Origin of the sequence: Serratia sp. ASV30 (genome assembly GCF_016428815.1) — a bacterium.
GTDB classification, from domain to species: domain Bacteria; phylum Pseudomonadota; class Gammaproteobacteria; order Enterobacterales; family Enterobacteriaceae; genus Chania; species Chania fonticola_C.
The window spans coordinates 46,779-71,706 of the sequence record NZ_JAELTL010000001.1 but is presented as its reverse complement, the minus strand read 5'-3'; the positions used below and the strand labels follow the sequence as shown (position 1 = coordinate 71,706).

The 24,928-nt window shown below is 56.1% G+C and carries 19 protein-coding genes; 9 read left to right on the top strand and 10 right to left on the bottom strand.

Annotation, left to right across the window (positions count from 1 at the left end; translation table 11 throughout):
• The first annotated feature begins 3 nt into the window (after nucleotides 1–3).
• The 5 genes from carB (at nucleotide 4) to kefC (ending at nucleotide 7,860) form a co-directional block, all read left to right on the top strand.
• Entirely contained in the window at nucleotides 4–3,225 is a 3,222-nt protein-coding gene (gene carB / locus JHD74_RS00305) for a carbamoyl-phosphate synthase large subunit (protein WP_024527203.1), read from the top strand.
• 216 nt (nucleotides 3,226–3,441) lie between these two features.
• On the top strand, nucleotides 3,442–4,080 hold the full coding sequence (locus tag JHD74_RS00300; protein ID WP_024527202.1) for a 2OG-Fe dioxygenase family protein: 639 nt from the start codon (nucleotides 3,442–3,444) through the stop codon (nucleotides 4,078–4,080).
• Complete coding sequence (locus JHD74_RS00295) at nucleotides 4,077–5,309, top strand: cysteine desulfurase-like protein (RefSeq protein WP_024527201.1); 1,233 nt, start codon at nucleotides 4,077–4,079, stop codon at nucleotides 5,307–5,309. Before JHD74_RS00300 ends, JHD74_RS00295 begins: the two co-directional genes overlap by 4 nt.
• 144 nt (nucleotides 5,310–5,453) lie before the next feature.
• Nucleotides 5,454–6,014 carry a glutathione-regulated potassium-efflux system oxidoreductase KefF gene (kefF, locus tag JHD74_RS00290; RefSeq protein ID WP_024527200.1) on the top strand — a complete coding sequence of 187 codons (561 nt, stop codon included), beginning with the start codon at nucleotides 5,454–5,456 and terminating at the stop codon, nucleotides 6,012–6,014.
• A complete protein-coding gene (kefC, locus tag JHD74_RS00285) occupies nucleotides 6,007–7,860 on the top strand; it encodes a glutathione-regulated potassium-efflux system protein KefC (protein WP_024527199.1) in 1,854 nt (617 codons plus the stop codon). The genes kefF and kefC overlap by 8 nt, the downstream gene beginning before the upstream one ends.
• A gap of 33 nt (nucleotides 7,861–7,893) precedes the next feature.
• On the opposite strand, the gene JHD74_RS00280 is transcribed toward kefC, so the two are convergent.
• Nucleotides 7,894–8,508 (bottom strand): LysE family translocator, encoded by a 615-nt coding sequence (locus JHD74_RS00280; protein WP_021179269.1) that lies wholly within the window; start codon nucleotides 8,506–8,508, stop codon nucleotides 7,894–7,896.
• A gap of 126 nt (nucleotides 8,509–8,634) precedes the next feature.
• Between JHD74_RS00280 and JHD74_RS00275 the strand changes: the two genes are divergently transcribed.
• From JHD74_RS00275 to folA, 3 genes are all read left to right on the top strand, one after another.
• Nucleotides 8,635–9,435: a threonine/serine exporter ThrE family protein gene (locus JHD74_RS00275; protein ID WP_024527198.1), complete on the top strand. Its 801-nt coding sequence runs from the start codon at nucleotides 8,635–8,637 to the stop codon at nucleotides 9,433–9,435.
• Nucleotides 9,432–9,896 carry a threonine/serine exporter gene (locus JHD74_RS00270; protein WP_024483560.1) on the top strand — a complete coding sequence of 155 codons (465 nt, stop codon included), beginning with the start codon at nucleotides 9,432–9,434 and terminating at the stop codon, nucleotides 9,894–9,896. The genes JHD74_RS00275 and JHD74_RS00270 overlap by 4 nt, the downstream gene beginning before the upstream one ends.
• A gap of 141 nt (nucleotides 9,897–10,037) precedes the next feature.
• On the top strand, nucleotides 10,038–10,520 hold the full coding sequence (gene folA, locus JHD74_RS00265) for a type 3 dihydrofolate reductase (protein ID WP_024527197.1): 483 nt from the start codon (nucleotides 10,038–10,040) through the stop codon (nucleotides 10,518–10,520).
• Nucleotides 10,521–10,566: 46 nt separating this feature from the next.
• On the opposite strand, the gene apaH is transcribed toward folA, so the two are convergent.
• From apaH to lptD, 6 genes are all read right to left on the bottom strand, one after another.
• Nucleotides 10,567–11,418: a bis(5'-nucleosyl)-tetraphosphatase (symmetrical) ApaH gene (gene apaH / locus JHD74_RS00260; protein WP_199061220.1), complete on the bottom strand. Its 852-nt coding sequence runs from the start codon at nucleotides 11,416–11,418 to the stop codon at nucleotides 10,567–10,569.
• A gap of 1 nt (nucleotide 11,419) precedes the next feature.
• Nucleotides 11,420–11,797, bottom strand: coding sequence for a Co2+/Mg2+ efflux protein ApaG (gene apaG / locus JHD74_RS00255; protein WP_024483557.1), 378 nt, complete (start codon nucleotides 11,795–11,797; stop codon nucleotides 11,420–11,422).
• A gap of 13 nt (nucleotides 11,798–11,810) precedes the next feature.
• On the bottom strand, nucleotides 11,811–12,629 hold the full coding sequence (gene rsmA / locus JHD74_RS00250) for a 16S rRNA (adenine(1518)-N(6)/adenine(1519)-N(6))-dimethyltransferase RsmA (RefSeq protein ID WP_021179275.1): 819 nt from the start codon (nucleotides 12,627–12,629) through the stop codon (nucleotides 11,811–11,813).
• Nucleotides 12,622–13,614: a 4-hydroxythreonine-4-phosphate dehydrogenase PdxA gene (gene pdxA / locus JHD74_RS00245; protein ID WP_024527195.1), complete on the bottom strand. Its 993-nt coding sequence runs from the start codon at nucleotides 13,612–13,614 to the stop codon at nucleotides 12,622–12,624. Before pdxA ends, rsmA begins: the two co-directional genes overlap by 8 nt.
• Entirely contained in the window at nucleotides 13,601–14,902 is a 1,302-nt protein-coding gene (surA, locus tag JHD74_RS00240; RefSeq protein ID WP_074028468.1) for a peptidylprolyl isomerase SurA, read from the bottom strand. Before surA ends, pdxA begins: the two co-directional genes overlap by 14 nt.
• Nucleotides 14,903–14,969: 67 nt before the next feature.
• Nucleotides 14,970–17,336: an LPS assembly protein LptD gene (gene lptD / locus JHD74_RS00235; protein WP_074028469.1), complete on the bottom strand. Its 2,367-nt coding sequence runs from the start codon at nucleotides 17,334–17,336 to the stop codon at nucleotides 14,970–14,972.
• A gap of 230 nt (nucleotides 17,337–17,566) precedes the next feature.
• On the opposite strand from lptD, the gene djlA reads away from it, so the two are divergent.
• Entirely contained in the window at nucleotides 17,567–18,400 is an 834-nt protein-coding gene (gene djlA, locus JHD74_RS00230) for a co-chaperone DjlA (RefSeq protein ID WP_024527192.1), read from the top strand.
• Between the two features lie 35 nt (nucleotides 18,401–18,435).
• Here the strand turns inward: djlA and rluA are convergent, their stop codons facing one another.
• From rluA to JHD74_RS00215, 3 genes are all read right to left on the bottom strand, one after another.
• Complete coding sequence (gene rluA / locus JHD74_RS00225) at nucleotides 18,436–19,086, bottom strand: bifunctional tRNA pseudouridine(32) synthase/23S rRNA pseudouridine(746) synthase RluA (RefSeq protein WP_024483552.1); 651 nt, start codon at nucleotides 19,084–19,086, stop codon at nucleotides 18,436–18,438.
• A gap of 54 nt (nucleotides 19,087–19,140) precedes the next feature.
• Nucleotides 19,141–22,047: an RNA polymerase-associated protein RapA gene (gene rapA / locus JHD74_RS00220; protein WP_199061218.1), complete on the bottom strand. Its 2,907-nt coding sequence runs from the start codon at nucleotides 22,045–22,047 to the stop codon at nucleotides 19,141–19,143.
• Nucleotides 22,048–22,403: 356 nt separating this feature from the next.
• Nucleotides 22,404–24,770 carry a DNA polymerase II gene (locus tag JHD74_RS00215; RefSeq protein WP_024527191.1) on the bottom strand — a complete coding sequence of 789 codons (2,367 nt, stop codon included), beginning with the start codon at nucleotides 24,768–24,770 and terminating at the stop codon, nucleotides 22,404–22,406.
• Nucleotides 24,771–24,928: the final 158 nt, after the last annotated feature.

Here is a 24,928-nt window from a genome sequence, read left to right as displayed (position 1 = left end):
GCCATGCCAAAACGTACAGATATAAAAAGCATCCTGATCCTCGGCGCTGGCCCGATCGTTATCGGCCAGGCGTGTGAATTTGACTACTCTGGTGCCCAGGCGTGTAAGGCGCTGCGTGAAGAAGGTTATCGCGTCGTACTGGTCAACTCGAACCCGGCCACCATCATGACCGACCCGGAAATGGCCGATGCCACCTACATCGAGCCGATCCACTGGGAAGTGGTGCGTAAAATCATCGAGAAAGAGCGCCCGGATGCGGTGCTGCCAACCATGGGTGGGCAAACCGCGCTGAACTGTGCGTTGGAGTTGGAACGTCAGGGTGTACTGGCCGAGTTTGGCGTCACCATGATCGGCGCTACCGCCGATGCCATCGACAAAGCCGAAGACCGCCGCCGTTTCGATATCGCCATGAAGAAAATTGGCCTGGACACGGCGCGTTCCGGCATCGCCCATAATATGGAAGAAGCGTTGGCGGTGGCCGCTGATGTGGGCTTCCCATGCATTATCCGCCCGTCATTCACCATGGGCGGCACCGGTGGCGGCATCGCCTATAACCGCGAAGAGTTCGAAGAAATCTGCGAACGTGGTCTGGATCTGTCCCCGACCAAAGAGCTGCTGATTGACGAATCGCTGATCGGCTGGAAAGAGTACGAGATGGAGGTGGTGCGCGATAAGAATGACAACTGCATCATCGTCTGCTCGATCGAAAACATCGATGCTATGGGTATCCATACCGGTGACTCCATCACGGTGGCTCCAGCGCAAACGCTGACCGACAAAGAATACCAAATCATGCGTAACGCCTCGATGGCGGTGCTGCGTGAGATCGGGGTGGAAACCGGCGGCTCCAACGTGCAGTTCTCGGTGAACCCGAAAACCGGCCGCCTGATCGTGATTGAAATGAACCCACGCGTATCCCGTTCATCGGCGCTGGCCTCGAAAGCGACCGGCTTCCCGATTGCCAAGATCGCCGCCAAGCTGGCGGTGGGTTACACCCTCGATGAGCTGATGAACGACATCACCGGTGGCCGTACGCCAGCCTCCTTTGAGCCGTCCATCGACTATGTCGTCACCAAGATCCCGCGCTTCAACTTCGAGAAGTTTGCCGGTGCCAACGATCGCCTGACCACCCAGATGAAGTCGGTCGGCGAAGTGATGGCGATTGGCCGCACCCAGCAAGAGTCATTGCAGAAAGCGCTGCGCGGCCTGGAAGTGGGCGCGACCGGGTTCGATCCGAAAGTGAGCCTGGACGATCCGGAAGCCTTGACCAAGATCCGCCGTGAGCTCAAGGATGCGGGTTCCGATCGTATCTGGTACATCGCCGATGCTTTCCGTGCCGGTCTGTCCGTCGATGGCGTGTTCAACCTGACCAACATCGACCGCTGGTTCCTGGTGCAGATTGAAGAGCTGGTGCGTCTGGAAGAGCAGGTTGCCGAAGCGGGTATCAACGGCCTGAACGCTGATTTCCTGCGTACGCTCAAGCGTAAAGGCTTTGCCGATGCGCGCCTGGCCAAGCTGGCTGGCGTGGCTGAAAGCGAAATCCGCAAGCTGCGCCACAGCTTCAACATGCACCCGGTCTACAAGCGTGTGGACACCTGTGCGGCCGAGTTTGCGACCGACACCGCCTACATGTATTCCACCTATGAAGACGAGTGTGAATCCAACCCGACCAACGATCGTCCGAAAATCATGATCCTGGGCGGTGGCCCGAACCGTATCGGCCAGGGCATCGAGTTCGACTATTGCTGCGTACACGCCTCGCTGGCGCTGCGCGAAGACGGCTACGAGACCATCATGGTCAACTGTAACCCGGAAACCGTCTCTACCGACTACGACACCTCGGATCGCTTGTACTTCGAACCAGTGACGCTGGAAGACGTGCTGGAAATCGTCCGTATCGAGAAGCCAAAAGGCGTGATCGTGCAGTATGGCGGGCAAACCCCGTTGAAACTGGCGCGTGAGTTGGAAGCGGCAGGCGTGCCGATTATTGGCACCAGCCCTGATGCGATTGACCGTGCCGAAGACCGTGAACGTTTCCAGCAGGCGGTTAACCGCTTGGGCCTGAAGCAGCCGGCCAACGCCACCGTGGCAACCATCGAGCAGGCGGTTGAGAAAGCGGCCGGCATCGGTTATCCGCTGGTGGTGCGCCCATCCTACGTACTGGGTGGCCGTGCGATGGAGATCGTTTACGACGACATCGACCTGCGTCGTTACTTCCAGAACGCGGTCAGCGTATCCAACGACGCGCCAGTGCTGCTGGACCGCTTCCTGGACGATGCGGTAGAAGTGGATGTGGATGCTATCTGTGACGGCGAGCGCGTGCTGATCGGTGGCATCATGGAGCATATCGAACAGGCTGGCGTCCACTCCGGTGACTCCGCTTGTTCACTGCCAGCCTACACGCTGAGCAAAGAGATCCAGGATGTGATGCGCCAGCAGGTAGAAAAACTGGCGTTTGAGCTGCAGGTTCGTGGTCTGATGAACGTGCAGTTTGCGGTGAAGAACAACGAAGTCTACCTGATCGAAGTGAACCCACGTGCCGCACGTACCGTGCCGTTCGTTTCCAAGGCTACCGGCGTAGCGTTGGCAAAAGTGGCGGCGCGCGTGATGGCCGGTAAATCACTGGCCGAACAGGGCGTGACTGAAGAGGTCATCCCGCCGTACTACTCGGTCAAGGAAGTGGTGCTGCCGTTCAACAAGTTCCCAGGCGTTGACCCGATCCTCGGGCCAGAAATGCGCTCGACCGGTGAAGTGATGGGCGTTGGCCGTACCTTCGCCGAAGCCTTCTCCAAGGCGATGTTGGGCAGTAACTCCGGCATGAAGAAAGGCCGTGCGCTGCTGTCAGTTCGCAGTGGGGACAAGGCTCGCGTGGTGGATTTGGCTGCCAGCCTGCTCAAGCAGGGCTTTGAACTGGATGCTACCCACGGCACCGCAGTGGTGCTGGGCGAAGCGGGGATTAACCCACGCCTGGTCAACAAGGTGCATGAAGGGCGTCCGCACATTCAGGACCGCATCAAGAACGGCGAATACACCTACATCGTGAATACTACGGCGGGGCGTCAGGCGATTGAAGACTCCAAGCTGATCCGCCGCAGTGCGCTGCAGTATAAAGTGCACTACGACACCACGATGAACGGCGGCTTTGCTACCTCGATGGCGATGAAGGCCGATCCAACCGAGCAGGTCACGTCGGTACAGGAACTGCACGCACGTATCACCAAGTAAGTTAATAACTTGGCTACCACTGAGGCGCTGCTTTTGCAGCGCCTTTTTTATTGCCGCGGCAACCCAAAAGTGATGATTTGCGGCTTGTGCTGATTTTGTGGGCGTGCGTCATATTTTTGTGATGAGAAATTTGATATCCCATTATCTTTATCTATTTTTAATGATGATTACTGTTATTTTCTGTTGTAAAACGGGCCTGTTCAATAAGGTGTCATCATGCTAAACAAACACGAGAATATCCTGCAGATCACCCATCTTAGCCAGGAGGGGATTGCTCAACTGGCTCCTTCATTCAACACGCTTCCCCACACCCAGCATGCGGATGGCAAGTACCGCCTGCGGCGTTATTCCGTCATGCGTTTTCAGGATGGAAAAGTGGTAGAGACGGGCAAACATGAGTTTGTACAAACTGAAGATATCAACCATTTTCAGGGCAATATTGTCCGCCAGTTCGAACCGCTCCTGGCCACGACCTGGCAAAATGAGGGCATGCGCGAAATGTGTGGGCTCTTTGTTGACAGCAATGATCTACCGAACAACCAGGAAATCGAGATCCACCAAATCCGCATTACCACCACCTATGATGAAACTCAGGTGGCACCAGAAGGCATCCATCGTGATGGTTTTGATCATATCGCGATAGTCGGTATCGACAGGCATAACATTGTCGGGGGGGATATCCTGCTCTATAACAGCAATCGCGAAGAGCCATTTTTCCGTAAGGTGTTGGAAAATGGCGAAGTTGCGATGATTGCTGATAGTAAGCTGTGGCATAACGCCTGCCCAATCCGTGCCGTCGTGACCGATAAAGAAGGGCATATGGATGTTTTTGTTCTGACAGCGAGGGTGGCATGAAATTTACGCCTGAACAAAGCCGGACGCAATTCAGCGCTCTGGGTCAGCTGTATCAAGGAAAAAGCGTGGTGTTCTTTGATGGTCCCGGTGGCTCACAGGTCCCGCGCACGGTGTTAGACAAGATGGTCGATTATTTGGGCCACCATAATGCCAACCTGGGGGGACATTATTTTTCCAGCAAAGCCACTGAGCGAGTGATGTTACAAGCCAGAGAGTCCGTGCGGGCGTTCTTGAATGCCAACTCGGCCGACAACATTGTCTTTGGCGCCAACATGACCTCACTGACTTTTCAGCTGAGCCGCGCTATCAGCCGGGATTGGCAAGCCGGGGATGAGGTGATCGTCACCGCTCTGGATCACTATGCGAACGTTTCGAGCTGGCAACAGGCCGCTGCCGATAAACAGGTCGTTGTCCATCAGGTTCCTGTTAATACGCAGGATTGTACGTTAGACGTCGATAAACTTTGTGCGCTCATGAACGCCAAAACCCGGTTGGTGGCAGTCACCTATGCGTCAAATACCACAGGCTCGATCGTGGATATAAAGCGTATCGTCGAGGCGGCACACCAGGTTGGCGCTTTGGTATATGTAGATGCAGTGCACTATGCCCCGCACCGCCTTATTGATGTTCAGGCGTTGGGTTGCGACATACTCCTGTGTTCCGCGTATAAATTTTTTGGCCCACACGTCGGGATTGCCTATCTGGCTACGCCGTGGTTGCAAACGTTACGTCCTTACAAGGTCGAGCCGGCCACCGATCTTGGCCCTGGGCGTTTCGAGACGGGAACTCAGAGTTTTGAAGGGCTCGCGGGGGTGACTGCTGCGATCGAATACCTGGCTCAGTGGGGAGAACCGGGTGCGCCATTGCGGCAGCGCTTGCAAGACAGCTTTAGCCAACTCAGCCAACATGAAGAAGCGCTTAGCGCTTATTTCCTGGATAAGCTACGGCAAGTCAGGGGGGCGCGTTTGTACGGTATCGATCGGCCTGATGCCAACTGCCGAACCCCGACTTTCGCCGTGACGTTTGAACACGGGCTGCCTGAATCGGTTGCCAGAGCGCTGGGAGAGCACAATATTTGTGTCGGCAACGGGCATTTTTATGCGCTGGGGCTAATCCGCCAACTGGGTCTGGAGCAACGTGGCGGTGTCGTGCGGATCGGATTGATGCATTACAACACTCGCCAGGAAATTGACCGTTTGTTTGAGATTATCAACACGTTAAATCAATAATTACCGTAAGCCAGTGATGCCATATTGCCCCCGTATCCTGATGGTTAGAGGATGGGGGCATTGGGGCAGCAAGTTTTTATGCCAGTAATGGCGGCACGGTGACTGGTATATACTCGTTGTATGAAACGCAACAACGAGAAGCGCATGATCCTGATTATTTACGCTCATCCCTATCCCCGGCATTCTCATGCCAATCAACGGTTACTACAGGCGGTAAAAGACATTCCCGGTGTGGAGGTTCGCACGCTGTACGAACTGTATCCAGATTTTAATATCGATATCAACGCCGAGCAGCGGGCGCTGGAACGGGCCGATATGGTGGTTTTACAGCATCCGATGCAGTGGTACAGCTTGCCGCCATTGTTGAAACTGTGGATCGACAAAGTGCTGGAGCATGGCTGGGCCTATGGCCACGAGGGCAACGCCCTGGTGGGGAAAGACTGCCTGTGGGCTGTCACCAGCGGCGGAGATGAGCAGCATTTCGCTTTGGGCGATTACCCCAACTTTGCCGCTCTGGGTCAGCCACTACAGGCCACGGCGATTTACTGCGGTATGAAGTGGCAACCGTATTTTGCCGTGCACAACACCTTTACCTGTAACGAACCGGCTTTGATCGCCGCAGGGGAAGCCTATCGTCAGCGGCTGGTGCAGTATCTGATGGAACACAGCGAGCCAGCAGCAGAGCAGGAGTCAGTGAATGGATAATCACTCGATGATGATTGAAGGGCTGATCTATCTGGGATCGGCCGGGTTGTTGGTGCCGATTGCCGTACGCCTGGGGTTGGGATCGGTACTCGGCTACCTGATTGCGGGCTGTGTCATTGGCCCCTGGGGGCTGAAACTGGTTTCCGATCCGGAGTCGATACTGACCTTTGCCGAAATTGGCGTAGTGCTGATGCTGTTTATCATCGGGCTTGAGTTGGATCCTCGGCGGCTGTGGACGTTGCGGGCAGCGGTATTTGGTGGTGGGAGCATCCAAATGGTGGGATGCGGCCTGGTGTTGAGCGCCTTCTGCTATTTCCTCGGGTTGAATTGGCAGGTCGCCTTGCTGATTGGCTTGACGTTAGCACTCTCCTCAACGGCGATAGCCATGCAGGCGATGAGTGAGCGTAACTTGACGCCTTCGCCGATTGGCCGCAGCTCGTTTGCGGTGCTGTTGTTCCAGGATATTGCCGCTATTCCCCTGGTGGCGATGATCCCACTGTTGGCCAGCAGCGGAGCGGCTACCACGCTGGGTGCTTTTGTGTTTTCTGCCGCCAAGGTGGTGGGGGCGCTGGCGGTCGTGGTGCTGCTGGGGCGTTATGTTACCCGGCCTTTGCTGCACTTTGTGGCGCGTTCCGGCATGCGTGAAGTCTTCAGCGCCGTGGCGCTGTTCCTGGTGTTTGGTTTTGGCATTCTGCTGGAGATGGCTGGGCTATCGATGGCGATGGGGGCCTTCCTGGCTGGCGTGTTGCTGGCCAGTTCCGAATATCGCCATGCGCTGGAAAGCGATATTCAGCCATTTAAAGGCCTGCTGCTTGGGTTGTTCTTTATCGGCGTGGGGATGTCGATCGACTTTGGCACGCTGTTCCATCACCCGTTGCTGATTGCCTCGCTGTTGCTGGGTTTCATGCTGCTGAAGGCGGTGCTACTGTGGCTGGTTGCGCCAATGCTAGGGGTCCCCAAGCGCCAGCGCGGGCTGTTCGCCATTTTGCTGGGGCAGGGCAGTGAGTTTGCCTTTGTGATCTTCGCTGCGGCGCAGATGGCCGGTGTGTTGCCGCTCGAATGGGCTAAATCGCTGACGTTGGCCGTTGCACTTTCGATGGCTGCCACGCCATTGCTGCTGGTGGTTGCCGCTCGCCTGGCCAAGAATGCCCCGCAGGACGAACGCCCGGCAGATGTGATCGACGAAGAGAATGCCAGCGTGATCATCGCCGGTTTTGGCCGTTTTGGCCAGATCGCTGGCCGTATGCTGCTGGCCAACGGCGTGCATACCGTGGTGCTGGATCACGATCCGGACCATATCGAAACGCTGCGCAAATTTGGCACCAAGGTGTTCTATGGTGATGCGACGCGGGCCGATCTGTTGGAAGCGGCAGGAGCGGAACATGCCAAAATCCTGATTAACGCCATCGACGACGTGGAGGCGAACCTGCAACTGACGGCACTGGTCAAACGCCATTTCCCGCACCTGAAAGTGGTGGCGCGTGCCCGCGATGTGGACCACTGGTATCAACTGCGGCAGTTGGGGGTGGAAAAACCTGCGCGGGAAACCTTTGAAAGCTCGTTACTGATCGGCAGAGAAACTCTCGAACTGCTGGGGTTGGACGCCTACGAAGCCCGTGAAAAGGCGGATACCTTCCGGCGTTATAACCTGAAGATGCTGGAGGATACGCTGGAGAACTACGAAGATACCGAGTTCCGTGTCGCCAGCTTGCAACGGGCTAAAGAAATGCTGTCGTCGGCCATCGAGCAAGATCAGATGCGCCTATCTCACGTGCAACAAAACGGCTGGCGCGGCAGTATTGATGGCAAAGCGCCTGAGGAAGAGGTAGTGGAAGCGAAAGGGTAATTGGCTGGCGAGGGGGTGCCCCTCGCCGGTTTCTCAGCTCAGCGCGACCTTGATGCCCAAGGCGATTAACATCCCACCCAGCAGCTTATCGACCACCTTCTGGGTTTTCTCCAGCCCACGGCGCACCGGCCCACTTTGGATTAAAAACACTAGCACCGGCCACCAAACGGCGGAAAGACCGAAAATAATCCCGGCATACCACAGTTTTTCACCCAGGCCGGAGTTGATTTGCAATACCTGGGTAAACACCGCGAGGAAGAACAGCGTGGCTTTCGGGTTGAGCAGATTACACAGATAACCTTGTACAAAGGCGCTTTTCAGGCTGACCTGCTGTTGAGGCAGGCTGCTGACGTTCATCTTGCTGCCACCGCGTGACAACAAGGCTTGAATACCGACCCAAATCAGGTACACCGCACCGGCGTATTTCAGCACGTTGAACAACCACGGCGTGGTGGTGATCACTACCGCCAGGCCCGCGACACAGTAAGACATATGAGTTGCCACGCCGCAGATCACGCCGAACGCGGTCATCATTGCTGCCAGGCGCGGATAGCGCGCCGCGTTTTTAATCACCAGAAAAAAGTCTGGCCCGGGGGAAAGCATGCCGAGCGTGGCAATACCGGCGACAAACAATGAGGTTTCAAGCATGAGCGAGTCTCTGAAAAAGGCCTAATTCTGCTGATAATAACGCCACTCCTCCTGACGTGCATCAACCTATTACACTAATCTCTGGTTATATGATGGGTCTTCATTAAGAGGATGTGATTGAGCGACATGAAAAAGGAATTAACCGCAGAGATACCCGGTGTAAACCAGCAACAGCGTGAGATCACCCGTCTGTGTATTCAGTGTGCGTTGCTGCTGCTACAGCACGGGGCGGAAAGCATGGTGGTGGAACAACTCTCGACTCGTTTGGGCCTGGCGCTTGGCATGGATAGTGTAGAAAGCTCCATCTCGGCCAACGCCGTGGTGCTTACCACCATCAGCAATGATGCCTGCCTGACCACCACGCGAAAGAACGTCGATCGTGGGATCAACATGCAAATGGTGACCGAGGTGCAGCACATTGTGATCCTGGCGGAACACCATTTGGCTGACGTCCATGACGTGGCGCGGCGCTTTGAAAAAATCCGTCCGCTGCGCTATCCGCGTTGGCTGGTGGTGCTGATGGTGGGGTTGTCCTGTGGCTGTTTCAGCATGCTCAACGGCGGCGGGCCAGATGCTTTTGCGGTCACCTTTATGGCCAGTGGTCTGGCGATGTTTGTGCGCCAGATGCTGACCGCTCGCCATATGAATCCGCTGATCAACTTTTGCCTGACGGCCTTTGTCGCCACGTCGGTCTCCGGCCTGCTGTTACGTGTGCCGTTTTTCCACCAAACCTCCAGCGTAGCGATGGCGGCCAGCGTGCTGTTGCTGGTGCCCGGTTTCCCGCTGATCAACGCGGTAGCCGATATGTTTAAAGGCCACGTGAATACCGGCCTGGCCCGCTGGGCGATGGCCAGTTTACTGACGCTGGCAACCTGCATCGGCGTGGTGATGGCGATGTCGCTGTGGGATTTACGGGGGTGGTCATGAGCCTGCTGTGGGCGCTGTTACAGGACATGCTGCTGGCGGCAGTACCCGCGCTCGGCTTTGCCATGGTGTTCAACGTGCCGGTGCGAGCGCTGCGCTACTGTGCCTTGCTTGGGGCGCTGGGGCACGGTTCGCGGATGCTGATGATGCATTTCGGTATGAATATCGAATGGGGCTCGTTCCTGGCCGCCATCCTGATCGGTATCATCGGCATTTACTGGTCACGCTGGCTGCTGGCGCATCCCAAGGTGTTTACCGTTGCGGCGGTGATCCCGATGTTCCCCGGTATTTCAGCCTATACCGCGATGATCAGCGTGGTGGAGATTTCACATTTGGGCTACAGCGAAGCCCTGATGTCGGTGATGATCTCCAACTTCCTCAAAGCCTGTTTTATCGTGGGAGCCTTGTCGATTGGCCTGTCGGTACCGGGTCTGTGGCTGTATCGTAAACGTCCCGGCGTTTAGGGCTTTTTCTAAGGATCTGGGATTATTGGAGTTTATGTTCAGAGCCGTCCGATATATGACTATCGCTCGATTCGTCTATCGACGGTGGCCGGGGCTTTACGTATAGTGTGAACAATTTTGCTGCCTATACAGGGTTAAACAATGATTATCAGCCTGATTGCTGCTTTGGCGGCGGATCGCGTTATTGGTATGGAAAATGCCATGCCGTGGCACCTGCCGGAGGATTTGGCGTGGTTTAAACGTAACACGTTAAATAAACCGGTGATTATGGGCCGTAAGACCTTTGAGTCGATTGGCCGCCCATTACCGGGCCGCCATAATATCGTGTTAAGCAGCCAGCCGGGTAAAGAACCTGGCGTGACCTGGGTGACTTCGCTGGAGGAGGCCTTGGCTGCGGCTGGCGAGGTGGAGGAAGTGATGGTGATGGGCGGTGGCAGCATTTATAGCCAGTTCCTGCCACGGGCTTCCCGGATGTATCTGACGCATATCGATACCGAAGTGGGTGGCGATACCTACTTCCCGGATTACGAGCCGGACGAATGGGAAACGTCGTTCAGCGCCTTCCACGATGCGGATGCACTGAACTCGCATGGTTACTGTTTTGAGATTTTGGAACGCCGCTAAGGCGGGTTAGCTATCAAATGGGCACCCTTGGGTGCCCATTGTCGTTTTAAGACGCTGCCAGCGTATCCGCGCCGTCTATCGCATCACGACGGTTGCTTGGCTGGGTAAAGTAGCGCTTGTCTTCCCAACACAGTAGGGTCAAATCCCCGCCCCAACAGCAACCGGTATCCAGACCGATGATCCCTTCCGGCGTACCTCTGCCTTCCAGTGAAGCCCAGTGACCGAAGATGATGCTGTATTCGGGATCGACCAGACGTGGCAGATCAAACCAGGGTTTCAGCGGAGCGGGAGCGGTGCCCGGCGCATCTTTGCAGATCATGTCCAACTGGCCGTTAGGGAAGCAATAGCGCATGCGGGTCAAGGCATTGGTGCTAAAGCGCAGGCGTGCCAACCCGCTCAGTTCCGGGCTCCAGTTGTTGGGCATATCACCGTACATCGCATCCAGGAACAAGGGATAGCTGTCGCTGCTGAGTACCGCTTCCACTTCACGGGCACACATCTGTGCGGTCTCGATATCCCACTGTGGGGTAATGCCAGCGTGGCCCATGATCAGTTTGCGTTCATCATCTACCTGCAGCACCGGCTGGCGACGCAGCCAGTTGATCAACTCGTCAGCATCAGGCGCTTCGAGCAGAGGGGTCATGCGGTCTTTGGGTTTATTACGGCTGATACCGGCGTACACCGCCAGCAGATGCAGGTCGTGGTTACCCAGAACCATACGCACTGCCGTGCCGAGAGAGCGGACGTAGCGCAGCACTTCGAGCGAGCCGGGGCCACGGGCGACCAGATCGCCTGTCAGCCACAGTTGGTCTTGCAGGGGATCGAAATTCACCTGAGCTAATAGCGACTGCAGTTCATCGAAACAGCCATGAACGTCGCCGATAAGATATGTCGACATATTAGTGGATCAGCGTAGGGATGGCTAAACGGAACACCGGAATAGCGGTACGGAATGGCTGACCCTGTTGATCAACCATTTCATAGTGGCCTTCCATGGTGCCCAGCGGCGTTTCGAGTATCGCACCGCTGGTATATTGGAACTCGCTGCCGGGCTGGATAATAGGCTGTTCACCGATCACTCCCTCGCCCTGAACTTCAGTTTGCCGACCGTTACTGTTGGTTATCAGCCAGTAACGGCCCAGCAGTTGCACGTCAAAGCGCCCCAGATTACGGATGGTAACGGTATACGCGAAGACGTAACGTTCTTCCTCAGGTATCGATTGTGATTCCACATACACACTCTGTACCTGCACACATACACGGGGCGAATCAATCATGACAACTGCTCCTTTATTGCTGCTGCGCCTGCTGTTGTGAAAGCCAGTTTGCCAGCTTACAGTACTGCGCTACAGAAATATTCTCTGCTCTGAGCGTCGGATCGACGCCGAGTTCCGTCAACTGTTCCGGGGTGAAAAGATCGCCCAGGCTGTTGCGGATGGTTTTTCTGCGTTGGTTAAACGCCTGGGTGGTCACGCGGCTGAGCATACGCACATCGCCGACAATATTTGGCATCACCAGATGCGGTACCAGACGAACCACGGCAGAATCGACTTTAGGCGGCGGCGCGAACGCAGTCGGCGGCACTTCCAACACGGGAATAACGTTGCAGTAATACTGTGCCATCACGGTCAAGCGCCCGTATGCCTTGCTGTTCGGGCCGGCAACCAGACGGTTGACCACCTCTTTTTGCAGCATAAAGTGCATGTCGCGGATAGCTGAAGTATAGCTGAAAAGGTGGAACATCAGCGGCGTCGAGATGTTATACGGCAGGTTGCCGAACACACGCAACGATTGGCCTTCCACGGCTGCCAGCTCGGCGAAGTTCACCGTCATGGCATCTTGCTGATGAATGGTCAGCTTGTCTTTCAGCTGTGGGTGATTGGCCAGGCGGGCTGCCAGATCGCGGTCAAGTTCAATCACCGTCATGCGATCCATCCGCGCGCCAACCGGTTCGGTCAAGGCTCCCAGGCCTGGGCCGATTTCAACCACCGCTTCGCCCGGCTGTGGGTGAATGGCTGAGACAATGCTATCGATGACAAACTGATCGGTTAAAAAGTTCTGTCCAAAACGTTTGCGGGCAAAGTGCCCTTGGTGGACTCTATTATTCATTGCTGTTAATTATCATTTTAATGGCGAGAGCCAAGGCCGTTTTGAAGCTGCCTGCATCGGCAGTGCCGCTGCCAGCCAGTTCCAACGCGGTACCATGGTCGACCGAGGTACGGATAAAAGGCAAACCGAGGGTGATATTCACCGCCCGACCAAACCCCTGGTATTTTAGTACAGGCAAGCCCTGATCGTGATACATCGCCAGCACCGCATCTGCATGTTGCAGATATTTGGGCTGGAACAGGGTATCCGCCGGGAGCGGGCCAATCAGCTGGATGCCGCGGCTACGCAGCACCTCCAAAGCCGGAATAATCACATCCAACTCTTCACGCCCCATATGGCCGCCTTCCCCCGCGTGTGGGTTTAGCCCACAGACGTAAATCAGCGGGTGCGGAATGCCAAACTGGTTTTTCAGATCCCTATCGAGAATGGTGATCACTTCGAACAGGCTCTGTTGGGTGATGGCACCCGGGACTGCCAGTAACGGCAGATGGGTCGTTGCCAGAGCGACGCGTAGCTCCTCGGTAGCCAGCATCATCACCACGCGTTCACAATGGCTGCGATCGGCAAAGAACTCGGTGTGGCCGGTAAAGGCGACGCCAGCGTCGTTGATGATGCTTTTGTTGACCGGGCCAGTAACCAGCGCGGCAAACTCACCGTTCAGGCAACCGTCACAGGCACGAGCCAGAGTCTCTACCACATAGGCGCTGTTGGCGACGTTAAGTTCACCAGCGACCACGGCCGCAGGGGCTGTAACGGGCAATACCGTTAAGGTCCCGGCACGCTGTGGCTGTGCAGGTTGGCCTGGCTGGTAGTCGCGCAGCGTGAGCGGTAACGCCAACTGGCGGGCGCGCTCAAGCAACAAGGCCGGATCGGCGCACACCACCAGTTCAACAGGCCAATCCTGTTGCGCCAGTACGGTGACCAAATCCGGCCCAACCCCGGCAGGCTCGCCGGGGGTGATGACGATACGGTTATTGCGGTGCATTGCTTCCATCGAGGATCTTCACGTAAGCAGCGGCACGCTGTTCCTGCATCCAGGTTTGCGCTTCTTCGGCAAACTTGCGGTTAAACAGCATGCGGTAGGCACGATCTTTCTGCGCCGCATCGGTTTTATCCACCTGGCGAGTATCCAGTAACTGGATCAGATGCCAACCAAAGGAAGAGTGTACCGGCTCGCTGACCTGGCCTTTTTGCAGCTTGAGCAGCGCATCGCGGAAGGCAGGATCGTACATGTCTGGCGAAGCCCAACCCAGATCGCCGCCCTGCAGGGCAGAGCCTGGGTCTTGTGACAGCTGTTTAGCCTCGTCTTCAAACTTCGCTTTGCCGCTCTTGATGGCCGCAGCCACTTCTTGCAGCTTGGCGCGTGCCTGATCGTCGGTCATCACCACTGACGGTTTCAGCAGGATATGACGGGCATGCACTTCGGTCACGGAAATCGACTGGGTACCGCCACGGATATCGTTAACCTTCAGGATATGGAAGCCGACACCGGAACGGATCGGACCAACCACATCGCCTTTTTTGGCGCTGGACAGACGTTCTGCGAACAGCGTTGGCATTTCCTGCAGTTTACCCCAACCCATCTGGCCGCCTTTCAGCGCTTGTGAGTCGGCAGAGTAAGTGATCGCCAGTTTGCCGAAGTCGGCACCGCTGGTCGCTTCACCGGCCAGGCGTTTCGCCAGCGCTTCGGCTTCATCAACCTGCTTCTGCGATGGGTTTTCTGGCAGCGGGATCAGGATGTGGCTGATGTTGATGTCGGTTTCACCGCCGTTCTGTGCGCCGACCTGTTTGGCTAACGCGTCAACTTCCTGCGGCAGGATGGTGACACGGCGACGCACTTCGTTGTTACGCACTTCCGAGGTCAGCATTTCCTTGCGGATCTGCGCACGGTAAGTGTTGTAGTTCAGACCTTCATACGCCAGGCGGCTACGCAGTTGATCCAGGCTCATCTTGTTCTGGGCGGCGATATTGCCGATCGCCTTGTCCAGATCGGCATCGCTGACGGTGATCCCCATTTTTTGCGCCATCTGCAGCAGGATGTTATCCATAATCAGACGTTCAAGGATCTGGTGACGCAACGTATTGTCGTCTGGCAATTGCTGGCCAGCCTGCTGTGCGTTGAGTTTCACCGATTGCATCAGGCCGTTTACGTCGCTCTCGAGTACTACGCCGTTATCGACGACGGCGGCGACTTTATCCATTTGTTGCGGTGCTGCGAACGCGGTATTGGCACAAACCACCAATCCGAGAAGAAGCGTTCTCCAGTTCTTCATACATTTCCCGTTATCTGTTTCCGCAAATGCGGGTGAAAGTTGTTTTTTTTCAATTCGTTTATCAATATCAGAATGCGCGTTGGTAAGGCAGAATACCCGAGCGCAGCATTTCATTGGTGCCAAGGCTGTGATCGCTACTCAAGCCACGCAGTTCGACGTTGAATGAAACTTTGTTATCGTACTTGCTGACCTGATTACCGTAGTCCCAATCGGTGATCTTGCGCTCATAACCCACGTTGACCGCCCAGCAGCAGGTGTTATAACGCAGGCCGACCAACTGGTTGGCGGTTTGTTTCGCACGAGTATCGTAGTAATACGCCCCGACGACTGCCCACCGATCGGCAATTGGCCAACTGGCCACCAGACCAACCTGTGAAATACCGTCCTGATAGCCTGGGTTGCTGATATCCGGCAAGGTTGCCGAAATATACTCCGGGCTGGCATAACGGTAGTTCAACTGCACCATGCGATTCTGATCCTGACGATATTCCACTACCGCGTCACCTAACGCGACGCTGTCAAGACGGGTGTCGTATTGCACACCACCACGCAGGCCCCAGCGATCGTCAATCTTCCAATAGGTGTCACCAGCCCAGACGACGCTGCCGGTATCATCGCTATTATCAAAGTTGCTACTTTGATCCCCGGTCCGCGAGCGGCTCAGGTAGTAGATTTGACCTACGGAAACGTTAAAACGTTCAACCAGCGCATCATCATAAATACGCGAAGTGACACCGGCTGCAACACGGTTCTGCGAGGCTACGCGATCCAGGCCACTGTAGGAGCGGTCGCGGAACAGGCCCGAGTAGTCGGTTTGCAGCAGGGTTGAGTCATAAGTATAGATATTGCTTTGATCGCGATAAGGCACGTACAGATACTGCATACGTGGCTCGATGGTTTGGGTATAACCTTCTGACCAATCCATTGGGCGATCGAACACTACTTTGCCATCGGTCTTGAACTGCGGCAGAACGCGGTTGACCGAGTCTTCCAGATCGGGAACCGGGCTACCCGGGTTACGGCTGGCATAGTCGGCGGCAAAACCGTTTGGAATGGTCTGCTGGAAATGCGTTGCCATCAGTTTGGCTTCGGTATTCAGGCTACCCCAACTGTTGGCCAGCGGCAAATTGATCGCCGGTTCCACATGCCAACGAGTGGCTTTTGGGTTATTCGGGTTGACGCTGGTAAAGTTGGCAACCTGGCCGTAGGTGTGGAAATCAAACGGGCCGATATCCGATTTATAGTAGTTGAGATCCAACTGTGGCTGCGCACGGTAGGCGTTTTGGTTGCCCACCCCGCTGAAGATCTGGAACTGCTTGGAAGCCAACGTGGCATCCCAGTTCTCATCGGCATAACCGACGCTGAATTTCTGCGTGGCGTAGCCATCGGTGGTGGAGCCGTATTTGGAATCCAGGTCGGTGAAGTAATAAGGGTCGCTGACCTTGGTGTAGTCAATGTTGAAACGCCACACCTGATTCATGACGCCGTTATGCGCCCAGTAGAACAGCCAACGCTTACTGCTGTCGACATCCCCGTGATCTTTTTCGTACTGCCTATCGCTTGGCAGCCAGTCGAAGGCCATGGTACCCAGACCTGGTTGCAGCAGATAACGGAATTCGTTCTGCCACTGCAGGCCACGATTCGTCATGTAGTGCGGCGTGATGGTGGCGTCAAAGTTTGGCGCAATGTTCCAGTAATACGGCAACATGAATTCGAAGCCGTTATTACTGCCATATTTGGCATTGGGGATCAGGAAGCCGGAGCGGCGCTTATTGCCCACCGGCAGCTGCAAATAGGGGCTGTAGAACACTGGCACCTTGCCAATCTTGAAGCGGGCGTTCCACACCTCGGCCACTTCTTCTTCGCGGTCATGGATCACTTCGGAGCCCACTACGCTCCAGCTGTCATCACCAGGCAAACAGGAGGTGAAGGTGCCGTTTTCCAGGATGGTGTAGCGGTTTTGACCGCGCATCTTCATCTTGTCGGCGTCACCACGCCCCTGGCGGCCCACCATCTGATAGTCGCCCTGATAGACGTCGGTATCTTTGGTGTTCAGGTTTGACCAGGCTTTAGGGCCTTTCAGTTTGATCTGATTATCCGAGTAGTTCACATCACCGGTGGCGGTAACGGTACGGATAGGATCAGGCTGCCCGTCTTTTTGCGTCTGGTTCAGCTCAACCTGCTTCGCCGTCAGGGTGCTGTTGCCCTGTTCGACGTTGACGTTGCCACTGAACAGCGCGCTGTTCGGGTAGTTGGCCTGCGAATCATCGGAAATGATGGTGACCGGCAGGCTGTTGGGATCGCCGCTGATCACGGGCTTATCATAAACAGGCACGCCGAGCATACATTGCTCGGCCAGATCTGCCAGCGCGTGCTGACTATAAATTGCCGTCCAAATCAACGTGGCCAGCAGTGTTGGGAAACTTTTTTTCATACGCGGTTTTGGTGTTCCGTCATCAGAGGCGTCATGTCCGGCAAACGGTCAGAGACTATATCACTCATCAGCGTTGCGCTAGTGTTAAATCCTGCCGTTCGATTGCGTCGTCGTTAGGCGCAGAGATAAATGACAGGTATGATAATCGAATTCTTGGAAAAAATCGCCTTAACCCTTGCACGTACTGATAGGGATACACGGCTTATTACGGTTTGATAGTTGGGGAGTATATGCAGTATTGGGGAAAACTGCTCGGAGTGATTGTCGCCGTTTGGGCTGGCGGCGGATTCTGGGGTGTAGTGCTGGGGTTGATTGTTGGTCATATGATCGATACCGCACGTAATAACAAGCGCAGTCGGGGCTTCTTTACCGATCAGCAAACGCGGCAGACGTTATTTTTCCGCACCACTTTTCAGGTTATGGGGCATCTGACCAAATCGAAAGGGCGGGTAACCGAAGCCGATATCCAGATAGCCAGCCTGTTTATGGACCGCCTGCAACTGCATGGCGAGGCCCGTACCGCGGCGCAGCAGGCGTTCCGCGAAGGCAAGCACAGCCAGTTCCCGCTGCGTGAAACCTTGCAGCAGCTACGCAGCATCTGTTTTGGTCGCTTTGACCTGATTCGGATGTTTCTGGAAATTCAGATCCAGGCCGCGTTTGCCGACGGCTCGCTGCATCCGAATGAACGCCAGGTGCTGTATGTGATCGCCGAAGAGTTGGGAATTTCCCGCGCTCAGTTCGATCAGTTCCTCAGTATGATCGAAGGCGGGCGTCAGTTTGGCGGCGGCAGTTGGCAGGGGCAGCAAGGAGGCTACTCTCAAGGTGGCTACCAGCAGGCGCAACGTGGTCCAACGCTGGAAGATGCTTGCAAGGTACTGGGTGTTAACAGTAGCGACGATGCCACCACCATCAAGCGTGCCTACCGTAAACTGATGGGCGAGCATCACCCGGATAAGCTGGTCGCCAAGGGGTTACCGCCGGAAATGATGGAAATGGCGAAACAGAAAGCGCAGGAGATCCAGGCGGCCTACGACCTGATCAAACGCGAGAAGGGTTTTAAATAAGCGTAGGGGGCGTAGCGTGCGGCGCCCCTATAAACTCAGAAATCCGGCTCTACGCGAAAATGCATCGGGGTCTGGAACGCGGGATGAGTGATACGCAACTCTTGTGCGTGCAGTTGCAGGCGCGGTGCCATCGCCTTGGCCTCTGGTGGGGCGTAGAAGCCATCGCCGAGAATGGGGTGACCCAATGCCAGCATATGGACGCGCAATTGGTGTGAGCGCCCAGTGATGGGCAGCAGCTTGACCCGCGTGCTGCCATCCGCGTCCCGGGAGAGCACCACATATTCGGTCTGCGCGGCCTTGCCGGTTTCGAAACAGACCTTCTGCAAGGGCCGGTTCGGCCAGTCGCAAATCAGCGGTAAATCCACCAACCCTTCATCCTGTGCCATATGCCCCCATACGCGGGCGATGTAGCATTTTTTCGGCTCGCGCTCGCGGAACTGGCGTTTAAGCTCCCGCTCGGCGGCCTTGTTCAAAGCCACCACGATCACCCCGCTGGTAGCCATATCCAGGCGATGCACGGACTCCGCCGCCGGGAAGTCTGCCTGGATGCGTGTCATCAGGCTGTCCTTGTTCTCCGGGGCACGGCCAGGCACGGAAAGCAGCCCGCTAGGTTTGTTGACCACGATGATGTGCTCATCCTGATACAGCACGTGCATCGGATCTTGCGGGGGATTGTAAGGTTCCATGTTAGCTCCGCTGAGAAGGGCAAACCGGGGAGCTTTGGCTCCCCGCTGTGTGGATCACTGGTGTGTCACTACTACCAGGCGAATAGCATCCAGCCGCCATCCCGCTTCGTTGAGATTAATCAGCACCTGCTTGCGGTTGAACTCCAGCGCTTCGACTTCGTCATCACGGATATTCGGGTTAACCGCCTTCAGGGCTTCCAGACGTGCCAGCTCGGTACTCAGCTTGTCATCGGCCTCTTGCTTGGCCTGTTCGATCAGGGCGCGGGCCTGTTCTTCCACCAGGCTTTCTGCCTGTTGCAGCATCACGTGCACTTCTTGCTGCACCGCATTGACCAGTTTGCTGGAGGTGTGGCGATTGACCGCGTTCAGTTGGCGGTTAAAGCTTTCGAACTCGACCTGTGCTGCCAGGTTGGTTCCCTTGCGATCCATTAACATGCGGATCGGCGTTGGCGGCAGGAAGCGGGTCAATTGCAGGTGTTTAGGGGCCTGCGCCTCAACCACATACACCAGTTCGACCAGCAGAGTACCCACCGGCAGTGCCTTGTTTTTCAACAGGGAAACTGCGCAGCTCCCGGTATCGCCGGAGAGGATCAGATCCAGCCCATTGCGGATAATCGGGTGTTCCCAACTGACAAACTGGGCATCTTCACGAGACAGTGCCTGTTCGCGATCAAACGTCACGGTGCAGCCATCTTGCGGCAGCCCTGGGAAGTCCGGTACCAGCATATGGTCGGATGGCGTCAGGACGATCAGGTTGTCGCTGCGGTCTTCCTGGTTGATGCCGACGATATCGAACAGGTTGAGAGCAAAGCTCACCAGGTTAACGTCATTGTCCTGTGCCGCAATGGCTCCTGCCAGCGCCTGCGCTTTGTCACCGCCGTTGGAGTGCATTTCCAGCAGACGGTCACGGCCCTGTTCCAGCTGCATTTTCAATTGCTTATGCTGCTGGTTACAGGCATGGATAAACTCATCCAGACCTTCCTGCTCGGTAGGGGCGGCCAGGTAGCCAATCAGTTGCTCATAGCAGCTGTCATAAATCGGCCGGCCGGTTGGGCAGGTGTGCTCGAAGGCATCCAGCCCTTCATGGAACCAGCGGCCCAGCACGGCCTGAGCGGTGTTTTCCAGGTAAGGCACCATGATCTGGATGTCGTGCATCTGGCCAATACGATCCAGACGGCCAATACGCTGTTCCAGCAGATCCGGGTTGAACGGCAGGTCGAACATCACCATCTGGCTGGCAAACTGGAAGTTACGCCCTTCCGAACCGATTTCGGAGCACAGCAGCACCTGTGCTCCTTCTTCCTGTGAAGCGAAGTAGGCGGCGGCGCGATCGCGTTCGATAATGCTCAGCCCTTCGTGGAACACGGCGGCTCGGATCGCTTCGCGCTCACGCAGCACCTGCTCCAGTTGCAGAGCGGTCGCGGCCTGGGCGCAAATCACCAGCACTTTCTCATGACGGTTGGCGACCAGATAATCCAGCAGCCACTCAACGCGCGGATCGAAGTTCCACCAGGTCGCATTCTCCCCTTCGAACTCCTGATAAATCTGTTCTGGGTAGAGCATGTCGCGGGCGCGGGCTTCGACGGTTTTCTTGGCGCTCATGATGCCTGACACCTTGATCGCCGTCTGATATTGCGTTGGCAACGGCAGTTTGATCTGGTGCAGGTGGCGGCGTGGGAAACCTTTTACGCCGTTACGGGTATTACGGAACAGCACGCGGCTGGTGCCGTGGCGATCCATCAGCATGGTGACCAGTTCCTGGCGTGCCTGCTCGCTGTTGTCGGTATCGCTGTTGGCCGCTTTCAGCAGGGGCTCAATGTCCTGCTCGTCGATCAGCTCACCCAGCAGGTTCAGCTTGTCATCCGCCAGGCGCTCGCCGCTCAGCAGCAGCGTCACCGCATCGGCTACCGGACGGTATTTCTGTTGATCGGTGACAAACTCTTGGTAGTCATGGAAACGGCTGGGATCCAGCAGGCGCAAGCGGGCAAAGTGGCTTTGCTGGCCAAGCTGCTCCGGGGTGGCCGTCAGCAGCAGTACGCCCGGGATGTGCTCCGCCAACTGTTCAATCACCTGATATTCACGGCTCGGCGCGTCTTCGCTCCAGGCCAGATGATGAGCTTCGTCTACCACCAGCAGATCCCAGTGGGCATCGGCCAACTGCTCAAGGCGCTGTTTGTTGCGACGCACGAAATCCAGCGAGCAGATCACCAACTGTTCGGTTTCGAACGGGTTGCTGCTGTCTAGCATCGCTTCGGAGTAACGGCTATCGTCAAACAGTGAGAAATAGAGGTTGAAGCGACGCATCATTTCAACCAGCCACTGATGTTGCAGGGTTTCCGGTACCACGATCAGCACACGTTCGGCGCGGCCAGCCAGCAGTTGCTGATGAATAATCATCCCGGCTTCGATGGTTTTACCCAGGCCCACTTCATCGGCCAATAGAACGCGCGGTGCATGGCGCTGGCCGACCTCGTAGGCGATATGCAATTGGTGCGGGATCAGGCTGGCGCGCATACCACGCAGGCCAGCGAACGGCAGGCGATACTGCTCGCTCTGGTATTTGCGGGCGCGAAAACGCAGCGCAAAGCGATCCATGCGGTCAATCTGACCGGCAAACAGGCGGTCTTGTGGTTTACTGAAGGTCAGCTTGCTGTCCAGCAGCACTTCACGCATAGCGACGCCGCTTTCCTGGGTGTCCAGACGCGTGCCGATATAGGTCAACAGGCCGTTATCCTCTTTGACTTCCTCCACCTGCAACTGCCAGCCTTCGTGGTTGCTGATGGTGTCGCCCGGGTTAAACATCACGCGGGTGATTGGCGAGTCGTTTCTGGCATAGAGGCGGTTTTCACCGGTTGCGGGGAAAAGCAGGGTGACCATGCGCACGTCAAGTGCTACCACGGTTCCCAGTCCCAATTCGCTTTCCGTATCGCTGATCCAGCGTTGACCAAGTGTAAAAGGCATAGTTTGTCGGCTCGATTCTTATTAAGTAAGTCTTGCTACCCGGCAGATAAGCCCTGGGTAACCTGTTTCAACTGCTGGCTATTCCCGGCATCTTGCCTGCTACCGCGTTGTAACCGGTTGGCGAGCTTTATTTTCATTTAGCGGGTAATAGCCTGTTACGCCAGACGTCTGGTGACGGCATGGCGACAACGATGTTGTGAATAGTGGTTCAGAATTTGGGAAGGGCGCTATGGTAATGGAAGGCGGCGCATTCGTCACCTGTAAAACCCGATGATTTTTTCTTCCCAAATGCCGACTAACACCAGTGAAAAGAAAGGGTTTCCCCATGGGGTGGCATTACCCTCTGTTTTGACCGCTCAGAACAGGCCTATCTGCCTGGTGACCAACGCCGAAAAATCGTCGTACAGGAAGGGAAGTATAGCGTCTGCCACCGGTTGCAACTGACGTTCGAGATAATGATCGTAATCGATCGCAGATTGCCGGGTTTCCAGAGGTTCTGGCCCGGCTAGCGTCATTACATAGCTGATCCAGCCACCGTTCTGATATTGCAGAGGCCGCCCCTGTTGACGATTATAGTCATCGGCCAGCCTGGCTGCACGGGCGTGGGGTGGGACATTGCGTTGATAGTCGTCCAGTTTGCGCCGCAGGCGTTTGCGGTATACCAGCCGGTCGTCAAATTCGCCGTTCAGCGTTTTGGCCACGTAATCGCGCACAAAGTCCTGATAGGGCTGGCGCTTGAAGATGCGTTGATAGAGCTGTTGCTGAAACTGCTGCGCCAGCGGGGTCCAGTCGGTGCGTACCGTTTCCAACCCTTTATACACCATCTCTTCACTACCGTCCGGTTTGCTGATCAACCCGGCGTAGCGTTTTTTGCTGCCCTGCTCGGCACCGCGGATGGTGGGCATTAAAAAGCGGGAATAGTGGGTTTCAAACTCCAGTTCCAGCGCATTTTCCAGCCCATATTGCTGTTGCAGATGCTGCTGCCACCATTGATTGACGTGATCGAGCAGTTCGCGGCCAATCTCGGCGGCCTGCTGTTCACTGTGGGCCTTTTTTAGCCAGACAAAGGTCGAGTCCGTATCGCCGTAGATCACCTGGTAACCTTTAGCTTCGATCAACTCCCGCGTCTGGCGCATGATCTCGTGGCCGCGCAGGGTGATCGACGAGGCCAGCCGGGGATCGAAGAAGCGACAGCCGCTCGATCCCAGCACGCCGTAGAAGGCATTCATGATGATCTTGAGCGCCTGCGACAGCGGTTTATTGTTGTGGCGCTTGGCCGCTTCGCGCCCCTGCCAGATCTGGCGAACAATCTCGGGAAGACAGTGTTTGGTGCGGGAGAAGCGAGCCTGGCGAAAACCCGGCACCGAGTTTTCATCATCCGGGTGCTGCATGCCTTCTACCAGCCCGACGGGATCGATCAGGAAGGTGCGGATGATCGACGGATACAGGCTTTTGTAATCCAGTACCAGCACCGAATCATACAGGCCGGGCTGTGAATCCATCACAAAGCCGCCGGGGCTGTGCTCTTCCGGCAACTCCCCAAGGTTAGGGGCCACATAGCCCTGACGATGCATGCGTGGGATATAAAGATGGTTGAAGGCTGCTACCGAACCGCCGCTGCGATCGGCCGCCAAGCCGGTCACGGTGGCGCGTTCGAGGAGGAAGGTCAACAGCTCGGTTTTGGCGAAAATACGCGTCACCAACTCGCAGTCTTTTAGGTTATAGCGGGCCAGAGCGGGTTTATCTTCGGCAAACCGGCGGTCTATTTCCGCCATCCGCTGGTAAGGGTTGTCGATCGATTTCCCTTCCCCAAGCAGCGTTTGCGCCACATATTCCAGGCTGAAGGACGGGAAGTTCCAGGTGGCCGATTTCAGCGCCTCGATACCGTCGATAATTAATCGCCCGGAGGCCGAGGCGAAGAAGTGGTTTTGCTTAAAGCCGTGCTCGCGCCATTCCAACAGGTTACCACCACGGCCAAAGCGCAGGGGGATCTGATAACGTTCGGCGTGCTTCTGCAGCACCCGCAGATCGAACTGCACCAGGTTCCAGCCGATAATGGCGTCGGGATCGTGCTGCTCCAGCCATTGGTTCAGGCGTTCCAGCATTTGTGGACGGCTGTTGCAGTATTCCAGCTCGAAATCCAGCGCCTCAGTGCCGCCGTTGGCCGGGCCGAGCATATACACTTGGCGTTGGCCACAGCCTTCCAGCGCGATGGAGTAAAGCTCGCCATGGGCGGTCGTTTCGATATCCAGTGATACCAGCTTTAAAGAGGGGCGATAGTCTGGGGCGGGCTTCATCTGGGCGTTGAGCCACAGGCCGTTACCGTCGGGTTGGCCGTTGAACCACACCGGGGCGGTGATAAAGCGCTCCATCAGATAGCGTTCCGGCGGGCGGATATCGGCCTCAAACACGTTGACGCCACCCTCTTTGAGCAGTTTTTCCAGCTTGATCAACTGACGATGCTGGCGGCAATAAAGGCCCATCACCGGACGGGAATGGAAATCCTGCAGTGGCAAGGGTTTCAGCTCGACATGCCGCTCTTCACGCAGCAGCAACTCGGCCCGCTGACGCTGTTCGGCGGGAATGAATGCCACGGAGGTCTGTGGGGCCAGCCGTAGCCGTTGTGGCCCGCTATCGGTTGCCAGCCAGAACTCAACTTCGGTACCGGCGGGCGTATCACGCCAATGGCGGGTGAGTAAGAAACCCTGCTGTAGAGATGTCACTAGTTTCTGAGCATCGGTGATCTATAGATGTTTATAGTATGGGTTTTTATACAGTCATTGTCTATTACTGGCCGGATTGGCTAAATCTACATACAATTCAACGATTGACTCCCCCTGGCCCGAGCCGGACAATCCTTCGCCCATACGTTTAGCTTACC